This is a genomic window from Ochrobactrum sp. WV_118_8, from assembly GCF_039631535.1.
Taxonomy (GTDB): Bacteria; Pseudomonadota; Alphaproteobacteria; order Rhizobiales; family Rhizobiaceae; genus Brucella; species Brucella anthropi.
The window spans coordinates 48,988-66,656 of sequence record NZ_JBDIUZ010000001.1 but is presented as its reverse complement, the minus strand read 5'-3'; the positions used below and the strand labels follow the sequence as shown (position 1 = coordinate 66,656).

The window sequence follows — 17,669 nt, the reverse complement described above, 5'->3', positions numbered from 1 at the left end:
ATTTAAATGGCTCTTGGTGTTTTATGACATTTAATGGAGACAAGTTGAAGCGGCGAAACGCGAAAGAGATTTTTGCTCTCGCCGACAACGGTTTGAAACATGCATGACACGGAGGCGGGGGCTTGGCCAGACACGAAATTAGCCGGGGAATTGGCATTATCGATGTGCGGGCCAAACCGGGCCACAAGACTCGCGGCTTGCTTGTTGCCGGCAATCTGGTGCTGGAATGCGCTCTTGGCAAGGGGGGAATCAGCGCTTTCAAGCGTGAAGGCGACGGAGCAACGCCTCTGGCAACCATGCGGCTGCTCTATGGATACCGGCGCGGCGACAAGGGTATGCTGCCGTCATCGCGGTTGCCGCTCGGGCGCATCCGCCGTCTGGATGGCTGGTGTGATGCACCGTCTGACGCCAATTACAACCGCCCGGTAAGGCTGCCTTATGCGGCAAGCCACGAGGATATGTGGCGGCGTGATGATCTCTACGATGTCTGCATTGTCATGGACTGGAATATTGCGCCGCGCCGTCGCGGATGCGGCAGTGCAATCTTCTTTCACCTTGCCCGACCCGGCTATACGCCCACAGAAGGCTGCATAGCATTGAGGCGCGCCGACATGGCGCGCCTCTTGCCTCATCTGACGGACCGAACCATGATCCGTGTCCTGAGATAATCGTCTCAGTGTGCGGCGGCAGCAGCAACGACCCTGACTTCATTGCCTTTGGCATCGTAGAGCTTGCCGTTCAGGAAATAATCTCCGTCATGCAGCTCCGAGATGTTGTGATGGCGGATGATGCGTTCCGTACCTTCCGCGAAGACTGACATCTGGTTGCTGTTGCCCAATTTGATTTCATTGAACATCAGGTTGAGCGCAATGGCCATCAACGCTGCCGAGCTGATGCCGGAGTGGAAAATGGTTTCAAACCAGGTCGGAAAGTTATGATAGAACTGGGGTGCGGCGATCGGGATCATACCGAAGCCGATCGAGGTTGCCACGATAATGAGATTGATATTGTTCTCGTAGTCCACTTTGGCGAGTGTGCGGATGCCGCTTGCAGCCACCGTGCCGAACAGGACGATACCCGCTCCACCCAGAACTGCCGGAGGAACGCAGGCAATCACCCGACCCATCACCGGCAGGAGGCCGAGCGTGATGAGGATCAGCCCGCCAGTTGCCACGACATAACGGCTCTTCACGCCTGTCACAGCGACAAGGCCGACATTCTGTGCGAAGGCGCTTTGCGTAAAGGAACCGACAACCGGCGACAGGATGCTTGAAAGCATATCCGCGCGCAGGCCGTTGGCGAGACGTCGCGAATCCACTTTCGTACCGAGGATTTCACCGACCGCCAGAATATCGGCGGAAGTCTCGACGAGCGTGACCATGATCACAATGAACATAGAGAGCGTTGCGGCGAGGCTGAATATCGGCATGCCGAAGTGGAAGATTTCCGGCAGCGCCACCATTGAACCTTCGCTCACCCGCGAAAAATCGGTCATGCCGAGCGCCCAGGCGATAAAGGTTCCGATGACCATCGCGAGCAGGATCGAAAGTCGCGAAATCGTGGCATTGCCCATCTTGCTGAGAATGAGCACGATGACCAGTGTGAGGCCGGCAAGACCGATATTGGCCATGCTGCCGAATTCGGGGCTGTTGCTGTCTCCGCCCATTGCCCAGCGCGCCGCAACAGGCATCAGCGTCAGGCCGATGGTGGTGATGACGATACCGGTGACGAGCGGCGGAAAGAAACGCGTGATGCGTGAGAATATCGGCGTGATGATAAGGCCGATGACGGCTGCCGCAATGACGGCTCCCAGCACGACCTGCAAGCCGGCTTCACCGGTCTGGCTCGATGTGACGATGGCCACCATGGTGGCGACGCCCGAAAAAGAGACGCCCTGGACCAGAGGCAGCTGGCAGCCGAAAAAAGGTATGCCGACGGTTTGCAGGACGGTGGCAACGCCACCGGCAAAAAGCGATGCTGTGATCAAGAGGCCGATTTCGGTTGGGCTGAGACCAGCCGCCTGACCGATGATCAGCGGAACTGCCACGATGCCCCCATACATGGTCAGCACATGCTGAAAACCATATGCCAGATTGGCAGCGACAGATAGTTTTTCATCTTCGGGACGCGAAAGCGTATCCGCCCCGGACTGGTGCGTATTCAATGCTACTCCCTCCCAGCAGGCGCGAACATAACGCCAGCCTGCTCTCTCCGTTCTCCCTGCGCTGGATCGTCATGACGGCATGTCTTTCGACACCCAACTGACGACGAAATGCGCGATGTCTCCTCCAAAGACATGTCGCAGGAGTATAACCGCAGCCGTCTAGATGACTGTGTCTCTTTTGCTTGAAATTGTTTTCGATACGGGAGTGCTAATGTTGAGGGAGTTTTTCAGCTGTCGATTTTGGTGCGCGCGTCTCTCATCGCATCGCGCAGCACAGCGAAAATGTACGGCTCCAGCGATTGCGCAACGTTGAAGCGCAGGAAACGGCTGGCCGTATGTGACGGGCTGAAGACATTGCCGGGCGCAAGCACGACGCCTTTGTCCAGAGCATGCCGCGCAATCTGGCCGGAGTCCAGCCCATCCGGCAATTCAGCCCATAGAAACATGCCGCCTTGCGGCTCGGTCCACAGCGTGAGGCCCTCTGCCTTCAGGCGGCTGGCGATGAGCGTCATCGCATCGGCCAGTTTGGCGCGCAGGCTGTCCACGTGGCGGCGATAGGCACCATCGGTCAAAAGCGCATGCACAATCTGTTGCGACAACACATTGCCCCCGAAGCTGGTGGCGAGCTTCAGGTCGGTCAGCCCGTCGATCCAGTCGCGACGTCCGGCGATATAGCCGACGCGGGCTGCGGCGGACAGCGTCTTGGAGAAACTGCCAACATGCAGGACGCGGTCGAACCCGTCCAGTTCGGCAAGAAGCGGGGTAGGCGAGGGGTGGAAGTCGCCGAAGATATTGTCTTCGACCAGCGTGACGCCATGCGCTTCGGCGAGCTTCAGCAGCCGGTGGGCCGTGGCTGGCGTCATCGAACCGCCGGTCGGGTTATGCAATCCGGCATTGGATATATAGAGTTTCGGCGCGTGTTCGCTGGCTGCTCTCGCAAAGGCTTCGAGGTCCGGGCCGGTATGGGTATAGGGCACGCCGACCAGTTTTACACGGTGTGTCAGAAGCACGGCCTGAAAGTTGAAGTAGCAGGGATCATCGACCAGAACCGTATCGCCCGGTTGCAACAGATAACGGCAGATCAGGTCGATGGCCTGCGTGCCGGAATCGGCCAGCAATATTTCTCCGCTCGAAACGTCGATGCCTTGTTCACCGAGTCGGTGAGCAAGGTGCTGGCGCAGGGGGCGGAAACCGAGCGGTTCGCCATAGGTGGCAATATTGCTCCCCTCGTCGCGAGCAACCGCGCGCATCGCCCGGCGGATCGCTTCCTGTGGAAGCCACGTGTCGGGTAGCCATCCGCACCCCGGTTTAAGTGCGGTGTCGTCTGCCTCAAGTGACTGTCGCATGACCCAGAAAGGATCGATCTGGCGTTCCTTGTGCGGTGTGTTGGTGGCCAGCGAAAATGGCTGGCGAGCGCGCTCCGAAACATAGAAACCGGCACCGCGGCGCGACTGGATTATGCCTTCCGCCACCAGCCTGTCATAGGCTTCGACGACAGTGGATTTCGAGACATTCATCGCTTCGGCGAGGCGACGGATGGAAGGTAGTCGTGCACCCGGCGCAAGGCTCATCGCCGTAATGCGTCCGCGAATAATGCCCATCACCTTTTCAACGAGCGGGGTCCTGTCGGCGGTAGCGTTTTCATCGCCACGCTCGATTTCTCCGCTTGCGTAAGCGGCTTCTACAGCTTCGAGGCTGCGCAGAAGGCCCGTCGAAATCATCTGTACTATCCCTTGTACCAGTACAGTTTGCCAGAATTGTCCCGAAACTGTCTCTGATTATTCGGGCAGTTCCGCGGCATTGTCTCACGAATCCTTATACGATTTTAGAGAAAGTCGAAAAGACACTATGCGTGAGAATGTTGGGAATAAGACCGCCGGATGGGTCAACGGGTTTTTGGGCGTATTGATTTTTTCCGGCTCGCTGCCGGCAACGCGGCTGGCGGTGATCGATATCGATCCGACGTTTCTGACAATGGCGCGAGCGTCTATCGCGGGACTGCTTGGCATGGCGCTTCTGCTGGCGTTTCGGGAACCTTTTCCCCGCCGTAACGATGCCATCTCGTTGATTGTTGTGGCGCTTGGCGTGGTCGTCGGTTTCCCGCTTCTGACGGGGCTTGCCCTCCAGCATATGACATCCGCCCATGCGATTGTCTTTATCGGACTTCTGCCGCTCGCCACGGCAATCTTCGCTGTCCTGCGCGGTGGTGAGCATCCGCGCCCGATGTTCTGGCTGTTTTCAGTGGTTGGAAGCCTCATTGTCGCTTCCTATGCCTATGGGCAGGGAAGCCAGTCCACGCTTCTGGGTGACGTGTTGATGCTCGCTGCTGTTATCGTCTGCGGTCTGGGCTATGCCGAAGGCGCGCAGCTTTCGCGCAGGCTCGGCGGCTGGCAGGTTATCTGCTGGGCGCTGGTGTTCTCGCTGCCGGTCATGCTGCCGCTGAGTGTTTTGACGCGTCCGGAGACATGGGCAGGCATCGGCACGCCAGCCTGGATAAGCCTCGGCTATGTCTCGCTGTTTTCGATGCTGATCGGCTTCTTCTTCTGGTATCGCGGCCTTGCGCAGGGTGGTGCCGCCACTGTCGGCCAGTTACAGCTTCTCCAGCCTTTCTTTGGCCTTATGCTGGCTGCCGGTATTGCGGGGGAACCCGTCAGCATGGGTATGGTCGCGACGGCAGCGGTGGTCGTCGTGTGTGTGGCGGGTGCGAAGAAATTTGCTTAAATAAACGCCCAGACGGTCGTTCGCTTCACTTCAGCGTCTTCAAGGGCGCGGGTAACAGGCACGGTATAGACGGCAAGTTGCTGCAGCCGGTCTTTCGGTAGATAGGCGCGTCCCGGATCGCCGACGACGATACGGGCGCCACGTTCGGCAAGTTTTGAAAACCAGGGAATAAGCCGCTCGGCGAGTGGCTTTTCATAAAAGACATCGCCTGCCAGGATCACATCCCAACCACCGTCATTGCCGATGAGGTCATCCAGAGAGGGAGCAACCGACACGCCATTGGCCGATGCATTGATCTCGATGGCGGGAAGCGCGAAGGGATCGATGTCCGACGCCAGCACGCTTGATGCCCCTGCCTGCATGGCGGCAATGGCGACAAGGCCGGAACCGGATGCAAAATCGAGTACCGTCTTGTCTTTCACCGTTTCTGGATGATCAAGGATATAGCGTGCCACACCCTGACCACCAGCCCAGGCGAAAGCCCAGAAGGGCGGTGGCAGGCCGATTGTAGCAAGCTCTTCCTCGGTCTTGTGCCAGAGGTCGTGCGCTTCATCGGCCAGATGCAGACGAATTTCCGGCACGTGCGGCGGCGCTTGCAGGCTGGTATTGGCCAGAATGAAATCACGCGCGCTTTTATGTGCCGGATCGAGCATCAGAGCATGTCTCCCTAAAGCGGGAACCGGTTTGGGGATGCAGACATGCTCATGCCAAAGCGCTCTTTGCGTCCAGTCCGCCCATGCGGCAGACTTCGATCCATTCATCTTCCGTCACTGGCTGCACCGAAAGACGCATCGAGGTGACGAGCGCCATCTTCTCTAGCTTCGGATTGGCTTTCACATCTTTCAGCGTTACCGGCTTCGGCATGTCGCGCACAGCTCTGATATCCACGCATTCCCAGCGCGGATCGTCCGTCGTACTGTCATGATGCGCCAGCGCACAGACCTCGACGATGCCGACGACTTCCAGCCCTTCGTTGGAATGATAGAAGAAGCCCTTGTCGCCCAGTTTCATGGCGCGCATGTTGTTGCGCGCCAGATAATTGCGCACACCATCCCATTGCTCGCCTTTTTCGCCACGGGCTTTCTGCATTTCCCATGACCATTTGAACGGTTCGGATTTGAACAGCCAATAAGCCATCAGTCATGAGCCTCAAGCGTTGGCGGGATTGTTGATCGCCCAATTCCACGGACGCACAGTTACGTTCTGAAACAGGCCTGCCAGTGCGTACGGATCATTGGCAGCGATCTTTTCTGCTGCGGCCTTGTCGGCAGCTTCGACAACGACCAGACTGCCGTTTGGCTTGCCGTCTTCACCGAGGAATGGGCCTGCGAACTTCAGCCCGTCACCAAGACCCTTGAGATAGTCGAGATGTGCAGGGCGCGTATCGAGGCGCACTTGCAGATGGTCCGGCTTGTCGTTGCACAGAAGAGCAAAAAGCATTGTCAATTATCCTTTCCGTTCGAGCATGATCTTGTCCGAAAACCGGTTCCCACTTTCGGGATCACGCTCTAGTCCTCGGTCTTGAGTGGTCGGTTGAGCAGAGCCGTCACGGCTTCGTCAATGGTGATGGTGCCGTCAAGCAGTGCTCCCGTCGCATCGATGATGGGAGCGGAGATAGCATGTTTGCGGCATAGTTCGGCGGCAATCGGTGCGGTCGCCACGCCTTCGGCAAGCGGGCGATTGGTCAGATCCTCGCCGCGTCCGAGTGCCAGCCCGTAGGAGTAATTGCGTGACTGCGACGAAGAGCAGGTCAGCATCAGATCGCCAAGGCCGGAAAGCCCCATGATGGTTTCGGGTCTGGCACCCATGGCCTGACCGATACGGCGGAGTTCCGCAAACCCGCGCGTGACGAGAGCAGCCTGTGCGCTTGCGCCGAACCCGCGCCCGACGGCAGCACCGGCAGCAATAGCGAGGACATTTTTCAAAGCACCGCCGATTTCGACCCCTTTGAGATCGGTTGTCGAATAGCATCGGAAGGCTGGACCGGACAAAAGTGCTGCGAGCCGATCGGCAATTGCTGCTTCCTCGCAGGCAACCGTCACAGCGGTCGGAAGTCCTCTGGCGACGTCTGTTGCAAAACTCGGACCGGATAGCGCTGCGATCCGATGGTTCGGCAGAACTTCGGCTACGATTTCCGACATCAGCCGTCCGGTGCTGCGTTCGATCCCTTTCGCGCAGAGCACGACGGGTGCGGTTTGCGGAATAAGACTGCTCAACTGCGAAAGCCCGGCGCGCATGGCCTGCGCGGGAATGACGGCCAGAACGGCATCCGCATGTTCGGCGGCAGCAGCCACGTCCGTGCTTGCATTTATAGCGCCGGGAAGGTCGATCTCGCCCAGATAGCGCGGATTGCGGTGTGTCCGGTTGATGGCTTCGACCATCGCCTCGTCGCGAGCATAAAGCCATGTATCATGGCCGCGGCTGCATGCCATAGCCGCAAGGGCCGTGCCCCAGGCACCACCACCCAGAATAGCAATCTTGCTAGTCTTTTCGCTCATGCCTTGGCTCCACGTCGTCCGGTTCCGATCAGCGGAGCCGACTTCTCGTCAAGCGGCCAGCGCGAGCGCGGTGCAAGATCGAGCGAATCAGGAGCTTCCGTTGCGGCCCGTTCGGCACCGGCCCAGGCAATCATTGCAGCATTGTCGGTGCACAGATCGAGCGGCGGAGCGATGAAGCTGAAACCGTGCCGGGCGCAAAGAGTTTCGAGCGCGCCGCGCAAGGTCTTGTTGGCCGCGACCCCGCCCGCAACGACAAGCGCCGGTGTTTCGCAATCGGGAAATTCGTTTCTGAAACGTTCAAGTGACCGGCCCACCCGGTCGGACAGCGTGTCGGCGACTGCAGCCTGGAAAGAGGCGCAAATATCGGCCACGTCCTGCACCGACAATGGAACCAGTTCTGTTGCCGTCTGGCGCACTGCCGTCTTGAGACCGGAAAAGGAAAAATCGAGCCGTGCTTCGCCCTTCAGCGGTCGCGGCAGGGCGAATCGCTTCGGATTGCCCTGAAGCGCCATACGTTCGACTGCCGGACCGCCCGGGTAAGGTAGACCCAAAAGCTTTGCCGTCTTGTCGAAGGCTTCGCCCAGCGCGTCGTCAATAGTGGTGCCGAGGCGTTCGTAGTCGCCAATACCGCGTATCAGCACCATCTGCGTATGACCGCCGGAAACGAGCAGCAGCAGATAAGGAAACGGCAGGCCGTCGGTCAGACGCGCCGTCAATGCGTGGCCTTCCAGATGGTTGACGGCATAAAACGGCTTCTGTGCCGCCATGGCCAGTGCCTTGGCGGTCATCAGCCCGACGATCAGTCCGCCGATCAGCCCCGGTCCTGCCGTGGCGGCCACCGCATCGACATCGGCAAGCTTCATGTCGGCATCTTCGAGCGCGCGCGCAACCAGCCGGTCCAGCGCTTCGACATGGGCGCGTGCGGCAATCTCCGGCACCACACCGCCATAGGGTTCGTGCTCGGCGATCTGGCTCAAAACCACATTGGACAGAATCCGTCCTTCACCTTGATCGTCACGTTCGACGATTGCGGCGGCTGTTTCGTCGCAACTTGTTTCTATTCCAAGAATGCGCATTTGCGGTTAGACCCTGCCTGTCTCATAATTCATTGAAAAAATCCGGTACCATGGACGACGCAATATGCAAACAGCATCCTTAAAGAATGGCACGTTGAAGATAGGCACGCGGGGCAGCAAGCTTGCTCTCGCCCAGGCTTACGAAACGCGTCGTCGCCTTATGGAGGCACATGGTCTGCCGGAAGAAGCTATTGAAATCATTCCCATGTCGACGGCGGGCGACCGTATTCAGGATCGCGCGCTTTCCGAGATCGGCGGCAAGGGGCTTTTTACCGAAGAGATCGAGCAGGCGCTGACGGATGGTCGAATCGATCTTGCGGTCCATTCGACCAAGGATATGCCGACGGTTCTGCCCGATGGTCTGCATCTTTCTGTTTTCCTTGAGCGCGAAGATCCGCGCGATGCCTTTATCGGTCGTACGGCCTCCCGCCTTATCGATCTGCCGCAGGGTGCAACTGTTGGATCGTCATCATTGCGTCGTCAGGCTTTGATCCGCCGTCTTCGTCCCGACATTCAAGTGGTGATTTTCCGCGGCAATGTCGATACTCGCCTTCGCAAACTGGAAGCCGGAGAAGTCGACGGGACGTTTCTCGCCTGTGCGGGGTTGCGGCGTCTGGGGCTAGGCGATGTCATTACAGACCTGGCCGATCCGGAAAGCTTCCCGCCTGCGCCGGGACAAGGTGCCATCGGCATCGAGACCCGTATCGGCGATACGCGTATCGACACGCTGCTGGCGCCCCTTGCGCATCGCGAGACTGGTATTGCACTTGCCTGCGAACGGGCATTTCTGGCTGCCCTTGACGGTTCCTGCCGCACGCCGATTGCCGGTCTTGCAACCGTGAACGGCGATACGGTTTCCTTTCACGGCATGATTTTGAAGCCGGACGGGTCTGAAGCGCACGAGATAAGGACGGAAGGTCCGGCATCAAATGCCGCCGTTCTTGGCAAAGAAGCCGCGGAGCATCTGCGCGCGAAGGCTGGTCCCCAATTCTTCGAGGGCTGGGAGTAGATTTGGCGGGGCCAGCACAAATCGCATCTCTTGGTCGCGTTCTGGTGATGCGGCCACAGCCGGCTGGCTCCGAGACTGCCGCCAAACTGGCGTCGAGAGGCTATGAGCCGGTTCTCCTTCCACTGAGCCGAACCGTTGCGCTTTCCTTTGCTCTGCCCGATGGCCCGTTTGCGGCTTTGACAGTGACGAGCGCCAATGCCTTTCACCATATCGACACGGAACGGCTGAAGCCGTTTCTTGGCCTGCCGCTCTTTGCTGTGGGACAGGGAACAGCGCAGGCAGCGCAGAAGGCCGGGTTCGGTCATGTGATCGACGGGGGCGGTGATGCGGTTCGTCTTGCAGCGACGATGCGGCGCGATCTTCCCGAACAATCCCGTGTTCTTTATCTCGCCGGACGGGTGCGCCAACCGGTGTTCGAGGACGAGATACAGGCCGCCAAACTCGATATGCATGTTGCCGATGTCTATGACACGGAGACAATTCCTTATTCTGCGTCAGCACTTCGGAATGTGCTTGACGGCGCGCCTTTTGTCGCGGTCATGCTCTATTCCGGCGTTGCCGCGACGAGCTTCGTCGAAGCGATGCATGAAATCGCGCCGCCTTTTGACGAGAAAACGCGGTTTTTATGCATTTCTGCCCGTGTGGCCGACCGGTTGCCGTCGCTCTGGCGGGCAAATGCGCTTGTCGCAGACCATCCGGATGAAGGCGGACTTTTCCGGCTGTTTGCCAAACTTTGACTCATTTCGGCGCAACCTTCCTTCATCTGGCGATTTTATCTGTTAGAGTTTGAGGCAACCAATCGGCATTTACGAGAGGATCCATGGCGAAACCCGGCACTCCGCGACACTCCAAATCGGCCCGTAATCCTGTGACAATCAATCTTGATCCATCGGATGTGAAGCGGGTTGACGAACCGGCGAAGGCGACGCCAGATGCGGAGCCGGTGGGAAATTTCTCAAAATCTGAAACCCCGAAGCCTGTATCACCCAAACCCGAAGCGACGACTGCCGAAAAGACCGTGAAGACGGAAACGCCGGAAAGTTCGACTTATACCAAACCACCTTTTACCTCGGGCGTGAAACCGGAAACCCAGCAGACTGCTCAAAAGAGCGGTGCGGGCGCGTCGCATCTTCTGGCCGGTATTGCTGGTGGTGTAATCGGGCTTGGCGGTTTGCTGGCGCTGCAATGGGGCAATGTTATCCCCTCTCCGGGCGCGAGAGTGACAGCGGAACAGCTTGCGCATATGGAACAGCAGATCGCCGACTTGCGGACCAATCCGACGCCGGCGCCGCTTGACGATACAAGCCGCGCGCAGCTTGCGGCTCTGGAAAAGAATGTTCAGGCAGCCGAGATCAAGGCAGAGGCGGTGGCAGGTTCCTTCGCCGATCTTCAGCAGCAATTTGCCGCCTTGCCGAAAGAGGCTGAGCAGGACGCGGCAGTCGATACCACTGCTCTGACCGAGCGGTTGGACGCGCTGGAAAGCAAGCTTTCAGCGACACAGAGCCGGGCGGATGAGGCGACAGCCGGAGTTTCGGGAAACAGCGGCACGATTTCATCGCTCGAATCGAAACTGACCTCCTTGCAGGAGAAGGTCACCCAGGCTTCACGCCAGCCCGATGCGACGGCGCTTATAGCGGCCAATGCGCTGAAAACGGCGATTGATCGTGGTGGTTCTTTCAAGGCGGAACTGGACACTTACGCTTCGGTTGCACCGGACGAGGCATCCATCGAACAGCTGCGCGCCCACGCTGACAAGGGCGTTCCGACCGTTGCCGACCTGAATGCGTGGTTCGGTGCTGTTGCGAACCGGATCGTCGCGACGGAAAACAAGCTGCCTGCCGATGCCGGAATTTGGGATCAGCTTGTCGCCAGCGCCAGAGGACTGGTAAGCGTGCGCCCGGTTGCGGGCAATGTCACCGGCACTGGTGCCGGACCGATCACGGCCCGAATGGAGGCCGCCTTGCAGGCGGGTGATCTGGAGCGTGCTCTCAGCGAATGGGAACAGTTGCCTGCTGATGCCAAGGCTACCTCGCAGGAATTCGCTGATCAGATTCGGGCGCGGCGTGACGCTGATGCGCTTGTGCAGCGCCTCGTTGCCGACAGCTTGAAACCCAAGTCGTCTATGGGTGAAACCGGCGAGGCTCCGGCCTCTTCCGGTCAGTAGGAGGCGGGCCGATGCTGCGTGTCCTGTTCTATTTCGTCGTCGTTGCCGCGCTTGGTTTCGGCTTTGCCTGGCTTGCGGACCGTCCGGGTGAACTTGATGTCACTTTTGCGGGCAATCATTACAATGTACCGCTGATAACCGCTGTTGCGGGGATCGTTGCCATCGTCGCGGCCATCCTGATCCTGTGGTGGCTGGTCAAGAGCATCATCCAGTCACCTTACACGCTGCGCAGGCATTTTCGTGCGCGCAAGCGTGATCGTGGTTATCAGTCGCTTTCAACCGGATTGATTGCAGCCGGGGCCGGCGATGCGGAAGCAGCGCGCCGCATGACCAAGCAGGCCGGCAAATTGCTGAGTTCCGATCAGGAGCCGCTGATAAAGCTTCTCGAAGCGCAGACCGCTATGCTGGAAGGGCGCAAGGAAGATGCCCGCAAAGGCTTCGAAGCGATGGTGGATGATCCCGAGACACGGTTGCTCGGTTTGCGTGGGCTTTACATCGAAGCCCAGCGCGTTGGCGCTCTCGATGCCGCACGCCATTATGCCGCCGAAGCCGCCAGCCAAGCGCCGCAACTTGAATGGGCCTCGTCGGCCATGATGGGCCAGCTTTGTGCCGAGGGCGACTGGGATGCGGCGCTGAAGCTTGTCGATGCACGCAAACAGGCACTCGCCCATAGCAAGGATGTGGTGAAGAAAGAACGTGCTGCGCTTTTGACCGCCAAGGCGATGGCAGTCGCCGATGTTGATCATGCGCAGGCAAAGGCGCTGGCGCTGGAGGCAAACAAGCTGACACCCGATCTGGTGCCTGCTGCCGTGGTTGCCGCGCGTGCGCTTTTTTCCGATGGCGATATGCGAAAAGGTTCGAAAATTCTGGAAGCGGCCTGGAAGCGGTTTCCGCATCCTGACATTGCCTCAACCTATGTCTATGCACGATCCGGCGATACGGCACAGGATCGATTGAAGCGCGCAAGGCATCTCGTCTCGTTGCGTTCCAACAATGCCGAGGGCAGTCTTGCTCTGGCACGCGCTGCCTATGAGGCGGGTGATTATCGCCTTGCCCGCGACAATGCCGAGCAGGTTCTGCGCGCTTCGCCACGCGAAAGCGCCTATCTGTTGCTGGCCGATATTGAAGAAGCTGAAACGGGCGATCAGGGTAAGGTTCGTGAATGGCTGGCGCGAGCCGTCAAGGCGCCGCGTGATCCTGCATGGACTGCCGACGGTTATGTTTCAGAACAATGGTCGCCTGTATCGCCGGTTACGGGACGCCTCAACAGCTTCGAGTGGAAGGTTCCCGTCGTGGAACTTGCTCCAGCCATTGAAGCGGAAAAACCTGAAATCAAAGGCCCGGTGGAAGCAAAGCCGGGCAATCCGCTGGTTCTTGCAGAGCCGAAAGACAAGGCTGGCGTAGTGGATGCATCAGCCGTCGTGGAGAGAAAGTCGCCCGTTCGCGATGTTGAGGAAGCTGAAGTCATCGTGCCCGCCGAGCCGGTCAAGGTATCGCCAGCCCCTTCGGCAAAGAAGGTCGAGGAGGTGAAGTCGCCTGTCCCAAATGTGGTCGCGACTGATGACGATAGGGAAGACGAGCCGCGTCGCGCGCATCTGGTGGTGGACGATCCGGGTGTTGACGAAAACAAATCTTCACAAAAAGCCCAGAGTGGATTGAGGCTTTTCTGATCAGGCTTCCGAGAAATCGTTGCCGAAAAACAACGCAGCCCATCTCTTGGACGGTAAACGGTTGCGCAAGACTGTTTACCGTCTTGCGTGGCGCATTCAGCTCGTTACCTTCGATGTTGCTAACAAAGATGCCGGAATCGCCGTACCGGCTGGCAAGTCGCAAACATGGCAGCGAGGGTGAATGTTCGATCGTCTTCTGGATTTTTTAAAAGAGCTTCCCGCCAACGGTTTTCGTGACCGGAGCGAAAAATTTTCCAATGATGATCCACGACTGGCCGCCGCCGCTTTGCTTTATCACATCATGGATGCCGACGGCGAAACGCGGGAAAGCGAGCGTAAGAAGCTTTCTTCGATGCTGTCACAGAAATATGGCCTTAAAGGCGACAGTCTAAAACAACTCATCCAGGCAGCGGAAAAAGCCGATCAGGAAGCGATTGACCTTTCGGATTTCACTTCGGTTCTGAAGCGGCAGCTCGATTATCAGGCTCGCCTAGACCTGATCGGACTGATGTGGGAAATGGTCTACGCCGACGGCAAGGTGAGCGAAGTCGAGGCCGACGTAATGTGGCGCGTGGCCGAACTCGTTGGCATCCGGCAGGACGACAGGAATGCCATTCAGGATCGCATGGACAAGGCGAATCGTAGCACGTCCGCCTCCTGATCATCTCTGATTTGAGAGATCAAGTCCGTCCCTGCAGGTGACGGGCCTTGCGCAATTGCGGGAACATTGCCGCCCAGGCAACAGCAACGGCGATTGATCCCAATCCACCGATGACAACAGCGGGAACAGCGCCGATGGCCGCAGCCATCAGGCCGGCGCGAAACTCGCCCAGTTCATTCGATGCACCGACAAAGACCATGTTGACGGCATTGACACGACCGCGCACGTGATCGGGTGTCCAAAGCTGCATAAGCGTTTCACGGATATAGACGCTGATCATGTCAGCCGCACCTGCAAGTGCCAGAGCAATGACCGACAGCCATGTCAGGGTCGAGACCCCGAAGATAATATTGAACAGACCGAACAGGCCGACGAAGACGAACATCACGCGACCTGCATGGTCGCGGATCGGGTGTCCGGCCAGCCAGACGGCGGTAAGAACGGCGCCGATACCGGGAGCGGATCGCAGCAGGCCGAGACCCCACGGACCGAGATCGAGGATGTCGCGTGCGTAAATCGGCAGCAGCGCCACCGTTCCACCAAGGAGAACGGCAAAGAGGTCGAGCGAGATGGCGCCAAGGACGATCTTTTCCTTCCAGATGTAGCGGAAGCCAGCGAGCATGCTTGTCAGCGAGCGCTGCTCGGCAAGCGTGTGCTGTTTGGGCTTTGGAATGGAAAAGATCAGCACGGAGCCGATCAGCAGGAACAGCGTGGCGACGGAATAGGCTGCAACCGGCGAAATGCCATAGAGCAGACCACCTGCGACAGGTCCCACGATTGTTGCCACCTGCCATGCAGATGAATTCCACGAAACGGCGTTGGCGAAATCCTCGGTCGGCACGAGATTGACGACCAGCGATGCTGAGGAGGGTCCGAGAAATGCGCGCGCAACGCCGAAAAGTGTGAGTGAGGCAAAGACCGTCAGGGGCTCGAACAGACCGGCGAGCGTCAGACCGAGCAGCAGTGCGGTCACCACGCTTTCCAGGATAAGTGACAAGCCCATGATGAAGCGTCTGCCGAAGCGGTCGGCAGCAGCACCGGTTACCAGAACCAGCAACAGGGCCGGTAGAAATTGCACCAGTCCGACCATGCCCAGATTGAAGGCGTCGCGGGTGAGGTCATAAATCTGCCAGCCCACTGACACACTCACGATTTGCACCGCAAATGCGCTCAGGAAACGGGCGCCCCAGTATTTTTTGAAGGCAGAGTGCCGGAAAGCTGCGTAACGATCCGCAGAAGAAGCATCGGTAGAGGGGGACATTGCTCATAACATCTGGAGCATTTCCAGCAAAAGTGCGTAGCAGCTTTGCGTCGGATAATGCGTTACAACAAGAAGATAGATGTTACTTACAGCATCCTTCCCATGATCGGAACCATTTTTTGTGCGGCTCTGTTCGAGACGATTGCAAAAGAGCCCTGAAAGCAAGAAAGGCCGGAATGAACCGGCCTTTCATTGTTGTCGTTCTGGATCAATCCTTGCCGAGCAGGCCTTTCCAGATGATCGCGCCGATAGCCGCGCCGACGAGTGGCGCAACCCAGAACAGCCAGAGCTGGCTGAGTGCTGCCGTATCGGCGAAGAGAGCAACACCGGTCGAGCGGGCCGGATTTACCGACGTATTGGTGACCGGGATCGAAATCAAATGGATCAGGGTGAGACCGAGACCGATGGCAATCGGGGCAAAACCAGCTGGAGCCAGCGACGAGGTGGAGCCCAGAATGATGATAAGGAAGAAGGCCGTCAGGATAACCTCGATGAGCAGGCCCGCCATCATGCTGTAGCCGCCCGGTGAAAGTTCACCATAGCCGTTGGAAGCGAGGCCACCGGCGGAGAAGCCTTCCTTGCCCGAGGCGATAAGGAAGAGAACTGCGGCGGCGGCAATGGCGCCCAGAACCTGTGCAACCCAGTAAGGGATCAGGTCCTTGGCTGGAAGACGACCAGCCACCATGAGGCCCAAGGAGACAGCCGGGTTGAAATGGCCGCCGGAAATGCCGCCCACAGCATAAGCCATGGTCAGGACAGTCAAACCGAAGGCGAGAGCAACGCCGAGAAAGCCGATGCCCAGTTCAGGGAAGGCTGCGGCGAGGATTGCGCTGCCGCAGCCCCCGAAAACAAGCCAGAATGTTCCGAAAAATTCAGCCGACAATTTGTTCAGCATGGAAATCCCCAGGGTTGGTGTAGTGAAAAATGCCATATGCGAATCATTTAGCAAGAAGCATATAATCGTCTTTTTCTTCGGACAATCATGTTTAACTTGATTGGAGGCTTTTGTTCTCTGTGGATTTTTCCCGTCATTTCAGTAAACGAAAAAGCTATTCTTCGTATATTCGTGTTTGCTTTTATATCTCTTCTAAATTGGGTTTCGATGGATAGTAAGAGTTGGTCGGCTGGGCTTTTTTAAAAGCTGTCGATCCCGCTCAGCTATATTGCGGAGAAGGGCGGCGGCACGTTATAAGCGCAGATGTCGAACGGGCGACGCTGGCCAATGCAAGATCGATTGGCAGGGATTTCGCGGGGCAGATTGGAGTTGTCAGCCTTGAACACTCATCGTGGGACGAAAACACAAAGGCTTGTTCTAAATGCCGTTAGGGTCGTTCCGATTGTTGCGGCGCTATCCGGCTGCACGGCAACTGCGTGGACGGAAAAGGTGAAGATCGACAGCACGCCAATGCCAACCGAATGCACGGGCTGGCAGAAGATCGATCTCAAACAGCGCACGACGTTGGTTCTTTTACGCGAAGACCCGCGCCTTGTGGTCGATATCGATGCGCATAATCTCAAAGGGCGTAATCTCGGTTGCTGGCAGTAGCCGGAGGCGCCAGGCTCGTTTTTTGGATCGGCCTTGCTAGGCCGGGGTGGCCAATCGCACATCGACTTTCTCGATGGTGCCGCGCAGCGCCGGAAGCATCGTTTCGAAGTCGATATATGCACCCGGTTTCAGCATTGCTTCACCAGGAGCCAGACGGCGTTCGCGTTTGCTGCCGTCGCTATAGGTGATCATGACGATCAGCGGCGGCGTGGCGCGTTCTTCGGATGTGGTGTTCCGGATGCGGCCGCCGACACTCAGAATCTTGCCCTTGTCATGCATTCCGACGCTGGTTTTGAGATCAGTAAGCTGAAGTGCCGAAATGAGCGGCAAGGTTGGCTGCCCGCCGGAAAGAGGTTTGCCGGCAAGCAGTGTATATCCGCCCGCCATCCAGAAAGCGGTTGTCGCGCAAAGAGCGACGAAAACCCAATATCCGAATCCCGGCCATCCGCTGGGAAGACTTGTTTCGGACATCAGCTTGCGTGGGGCGAGCGGCTTCTGCGGAATGCCGTACGAGAGGAATTTCCGGGGTGATGACCCCGGAACGATGGTTTCGAATTCGGCGTCTTCAATCAGTCCGGCATCGGAAGCAAACCGTGTCGCGCGATGGTTTTCGCACGAAGGCGCGCGCGACATCTGCGCTGTCGATGGTTGTTTCGCCATCATGCCGTCATCTTCCTTTGCGTTTTTCGCCCCTTCGACCGGTGCCACACACTGGCTCATAATGGTTAATGCTTCATGGCTGCAGCCACGGTCACGCATTTTTTAAGGCTCGTTCGAGCGGAATTAACGCAACATTAACCATAGAGGATAAAGGTCGATTTGATATCGATGTCATCCGTGCGTCGTTCAACGTGCGGACAATTGAAGAGAAACAGCCCGGTGATACGTTTCGAGAATGT

18 protein-coding genes are annotated in these 17,669 nt (G+C 58.1%); 8 read left to right on the top strand and 10 right to left on the bottom strand.

What is annotated here, in order from left to right:
* The first annotated feature begins 122 nt into the window (after nt 1–122).
* Nucleotides 123–668 carry a L,D-transpeptidase family protein gene (locus ABDF71_RS00350; RefSeq protein WP_094514463.1) on the top strand — a complete coding sequence of 182 codons (546 nt, stop codon included), beginning with the start codon at nt 123–125 and terminating at the stop codon, nt 666–668.
* Between the two features lie 5 nt (nt 669–673).
* Here ABDF71_RS00350 and ABDF71_RS00345 read toward each other — a convergent pair whose 3' ends face one another.
* Together ABDF71_RS00345 and ABDF71_RS00340 are read right to left on the bottom strand one after the other, a co-directional pair.
* Nucleotides 674–2,164: a nucleobase:cation symporter-2 family protein gene (locus ABDF71_RS00345; RefSeq protein ID WP_012091153.1), complete on the bottom strand. Its 1,491-nt coding sequence runs from the start codon at nt 2,162–2,164 to the stop codon at nt 674–676.
* Between the two features lie 227 nt (nt 2,165–2,391).
* Complete coding sequence (locus tag ABDF71_RS00340) at nt 2,392–3,885, bottom strand: aminotransferase-like domain-containing protein (RefSeq protein WP_500060770.1); 1,494 nt, start codon at nt 3,883–3,885, stop codon at nt 2,392–2,394.
* Nucleotides 3,886–4,012: 127 nt separating this feature from the next.
* On the opposite strand from ABDF71_RS00340, the gene ABDF71_RS00335 reads away from it, so the two are divergent.
* Nucleotides 4,013–4,885 (top strand): DMT family transporter, encoded by an 873-nt coding sequence (locus ABDF71_RS00335; protein WP_010657558.1) that lies wholly within the window; start codon nt 4,013–4,015, stop codon nt 4,883–4,885.
* Here the strand turns inward: ABDF71_RS00335 and ABDF71_RS00330 are convergent.
* From ABDF71_RS00330 to tsaD, 5 genes are all read right to left on the bottom strand, one after another.
* Nucleotides 4,882–5,538, bottom strand: a complete 657-nt coding sequence (locus ABDF71_RS00330) for a class I SAM-dependent methyltransferase (protein WP_029929700.1) — start codon at nt 5,536–5,538, stop codon at nt 4,882–4,884. The two genes, ABDF71_RS00335 and ABDF71_RS00330, sit on opposite strands and share 4 nt — an antisense overlap.
* Before the next feature lie 49 nt (nt 5,539–5,587).
* Nucleotides 5,588–6,022, bottom strand: coding sequence for an EVE domain-containing protein (locus tag ABDF71_RS00325; protein WP_010657556.1), 435 nt, complete (start codon nt 6,020–6,022; stop codon nt 5,588–5,590).
* A gap of 12 nt (nt 6,023–6,034) precedes the next feature.
* Nucleotides 6,035–6,325 carry a YciI-like protein gene (locus ABDF71_RS00320; RefSeq protein WP_010657555.1) on the bottom strand — a complete coding sequence of 97 codons (291 nt, stop codon included), beginning with the start codon at nt 6,323–6,325 and terminating at the stop codon, nt 6,035–6,037.
* Between the two features lie 68 nt (nt 6,326–6,393).
* Nucleotides 6,394–7,383, bottom strand: a complete 990-nt coding sequence (locus ABDF71_RS00315) for an NAD(P)H-dependent glycerol-3-phosphate dehydrogenase (RefSeq protein ID WP_010657554.1) — start codon at nt 7,381–7,383, stop codon at nt 6,394–6,396.
* Nucleotides 7,380–8,459, bottom strand: a complete 1,080-nt coding sequence (gene tsaD / locus ABDF71_RS00310) for a tRNA (adenosine(37)-N6)-threonylcarbamoyltransferase complex transferase subunit TsaD (RefSeq protein ID WP_151663730.1) — start codon at nt 8,457–8,459, stop codon at nt 7,380–7,382. Before tsaD ends, ABDF71_RS00315 begins: the two co-directional genes overlap by 4 nt.
* Before the next feature lie 64 nt (nt 8,460–8,523).
* On the opposite strand from tsaD, the gene hemC reads away from it, so the two are divergent.
* From hemC to ABDF71_RS00285, 5 genes are all read left to right on the top strand, one after another.
* Nucleotides 8,524–9,468, top strand: a complete 945-nt coding sequence (gene hemC / locus ABDF71_RS00305; RefSeq protein WP_010657552.1) for a hydroxymethylbilane synthase — start codon at nt 8,524–8,526, stop codon at nt 9,466–9,468.
* 47 nt (nt 9,469–9,515) lie between these two features.
* Nucleotides 9,516–10,205 (top strand): uroporphyrinogen-III synthase, encoded by a 690-nt coding sequence (locus tag ABDF71_RS00300; RefSeq protein ID WP_043061810.1) that lies wholly within the window; start codon nt 9,516–9,518, stop codon nt 10,203–10,205.
* Nucleotides 10,206–10,288: 83 nt separating this feature from the next.
* Nucleotides 10,289–11,632, top strand: coding sequence for a COG4223 family protein (locus ABDF71_RS00295; protein WP_010657550.1), 1,344 nt, complete (start codon nt 10,289–10,291; stop codon nt 11,630–11,632).
* Nucleotides 11,633–11,643: 11 nt separating this feature from the next.
* Complete coding sequence (locus ABDF71_RS00290) at nt 11,644–13,302, top strand: heme biosynthesis protein HemY (RefSeq protein ID WP_500060765.1); 1,659 nt, start codon at nt 11,644–11,646, stop codon at nt 13,300–13,302.
* Between the two features lie 181 nt (nt 13,303–13,483).
* Complete coding sequence (locus tag ABDF71_RS00285) at nt 13,484–13,963, top strand: tellurite resistance TerB family protein (RefSeq protein WP_012091163.1); 480 nt, start codon at nt 13,484–13,486, stop codon at nt 13,961–13,963.
* Between the two features lie 19 nt (nt 13,964–13,982).
* Here ABDF71_RS00285 and ABDF71_RS00280 read toward each other — a convergent pair whose 3' ends face one another.
* Together ABDF71_RS00280 and aqpZ are read right to left on the bottom strand one after the other, a co-directional pair.
* The gene (locus ABDF71_RS00280) at nt 13,983–15,224 is read right to left on the bottom strand and encodes an MFS transporter (protein ID WP_010657547.1); all 1,242 of its coding nucleotides are present in this window, start codon (nt 15,222–15,224) and stop codon (nt 13,983–13,985) included.
* Nucleotides 15,225–15,432: 208 nt separating this feature from the next.
* Nucleotides 15,433–16,119, bottom strand: a complete 687-nt coding sequence (aqpZ, locus tag ABDF71_RS00275; protein WP_010657546.1) for an aquaporin Z — start codon at nt 16,117–16,119, stop codon at nt 15,433–15,435.
* Between the two features lie 378 nt (nt 16,120–16,497).
* Between aqpZ and ABDF71_RS00270 the strand changes: the two genes are divergently transcribed.
* Nucleotides 16,498–16,770, top strand: coding sequence for a hypothetical protein (locus ABDF71_RS00270; RefSeq protein ID WP_029929715.1), 273 nt, complete (start codon nt 16,498–16,500; stop codon nt 16,768–16,770).
* A gap of 36 nt (nt 16,771–16,806) precedes the next feature.
* Here ABDF71_RS00270 and ABDF71_RS00265 read toward each other — a convergent pair whose 3' ends face one another.
* Nucleotides 16,807–17,433 (bottom strand): hypothetical protein, encoded by a 627-nt coding sequence (locus ABDF71_RS00265; RefSeq protein WP_259030192.1) that lies wholly within the window; start codon nt 17,431–17,433, stop codon nt 16,807–16,809.
* Nucleotides 17,434–17,669: the final 236 nt, after the last annotated feature.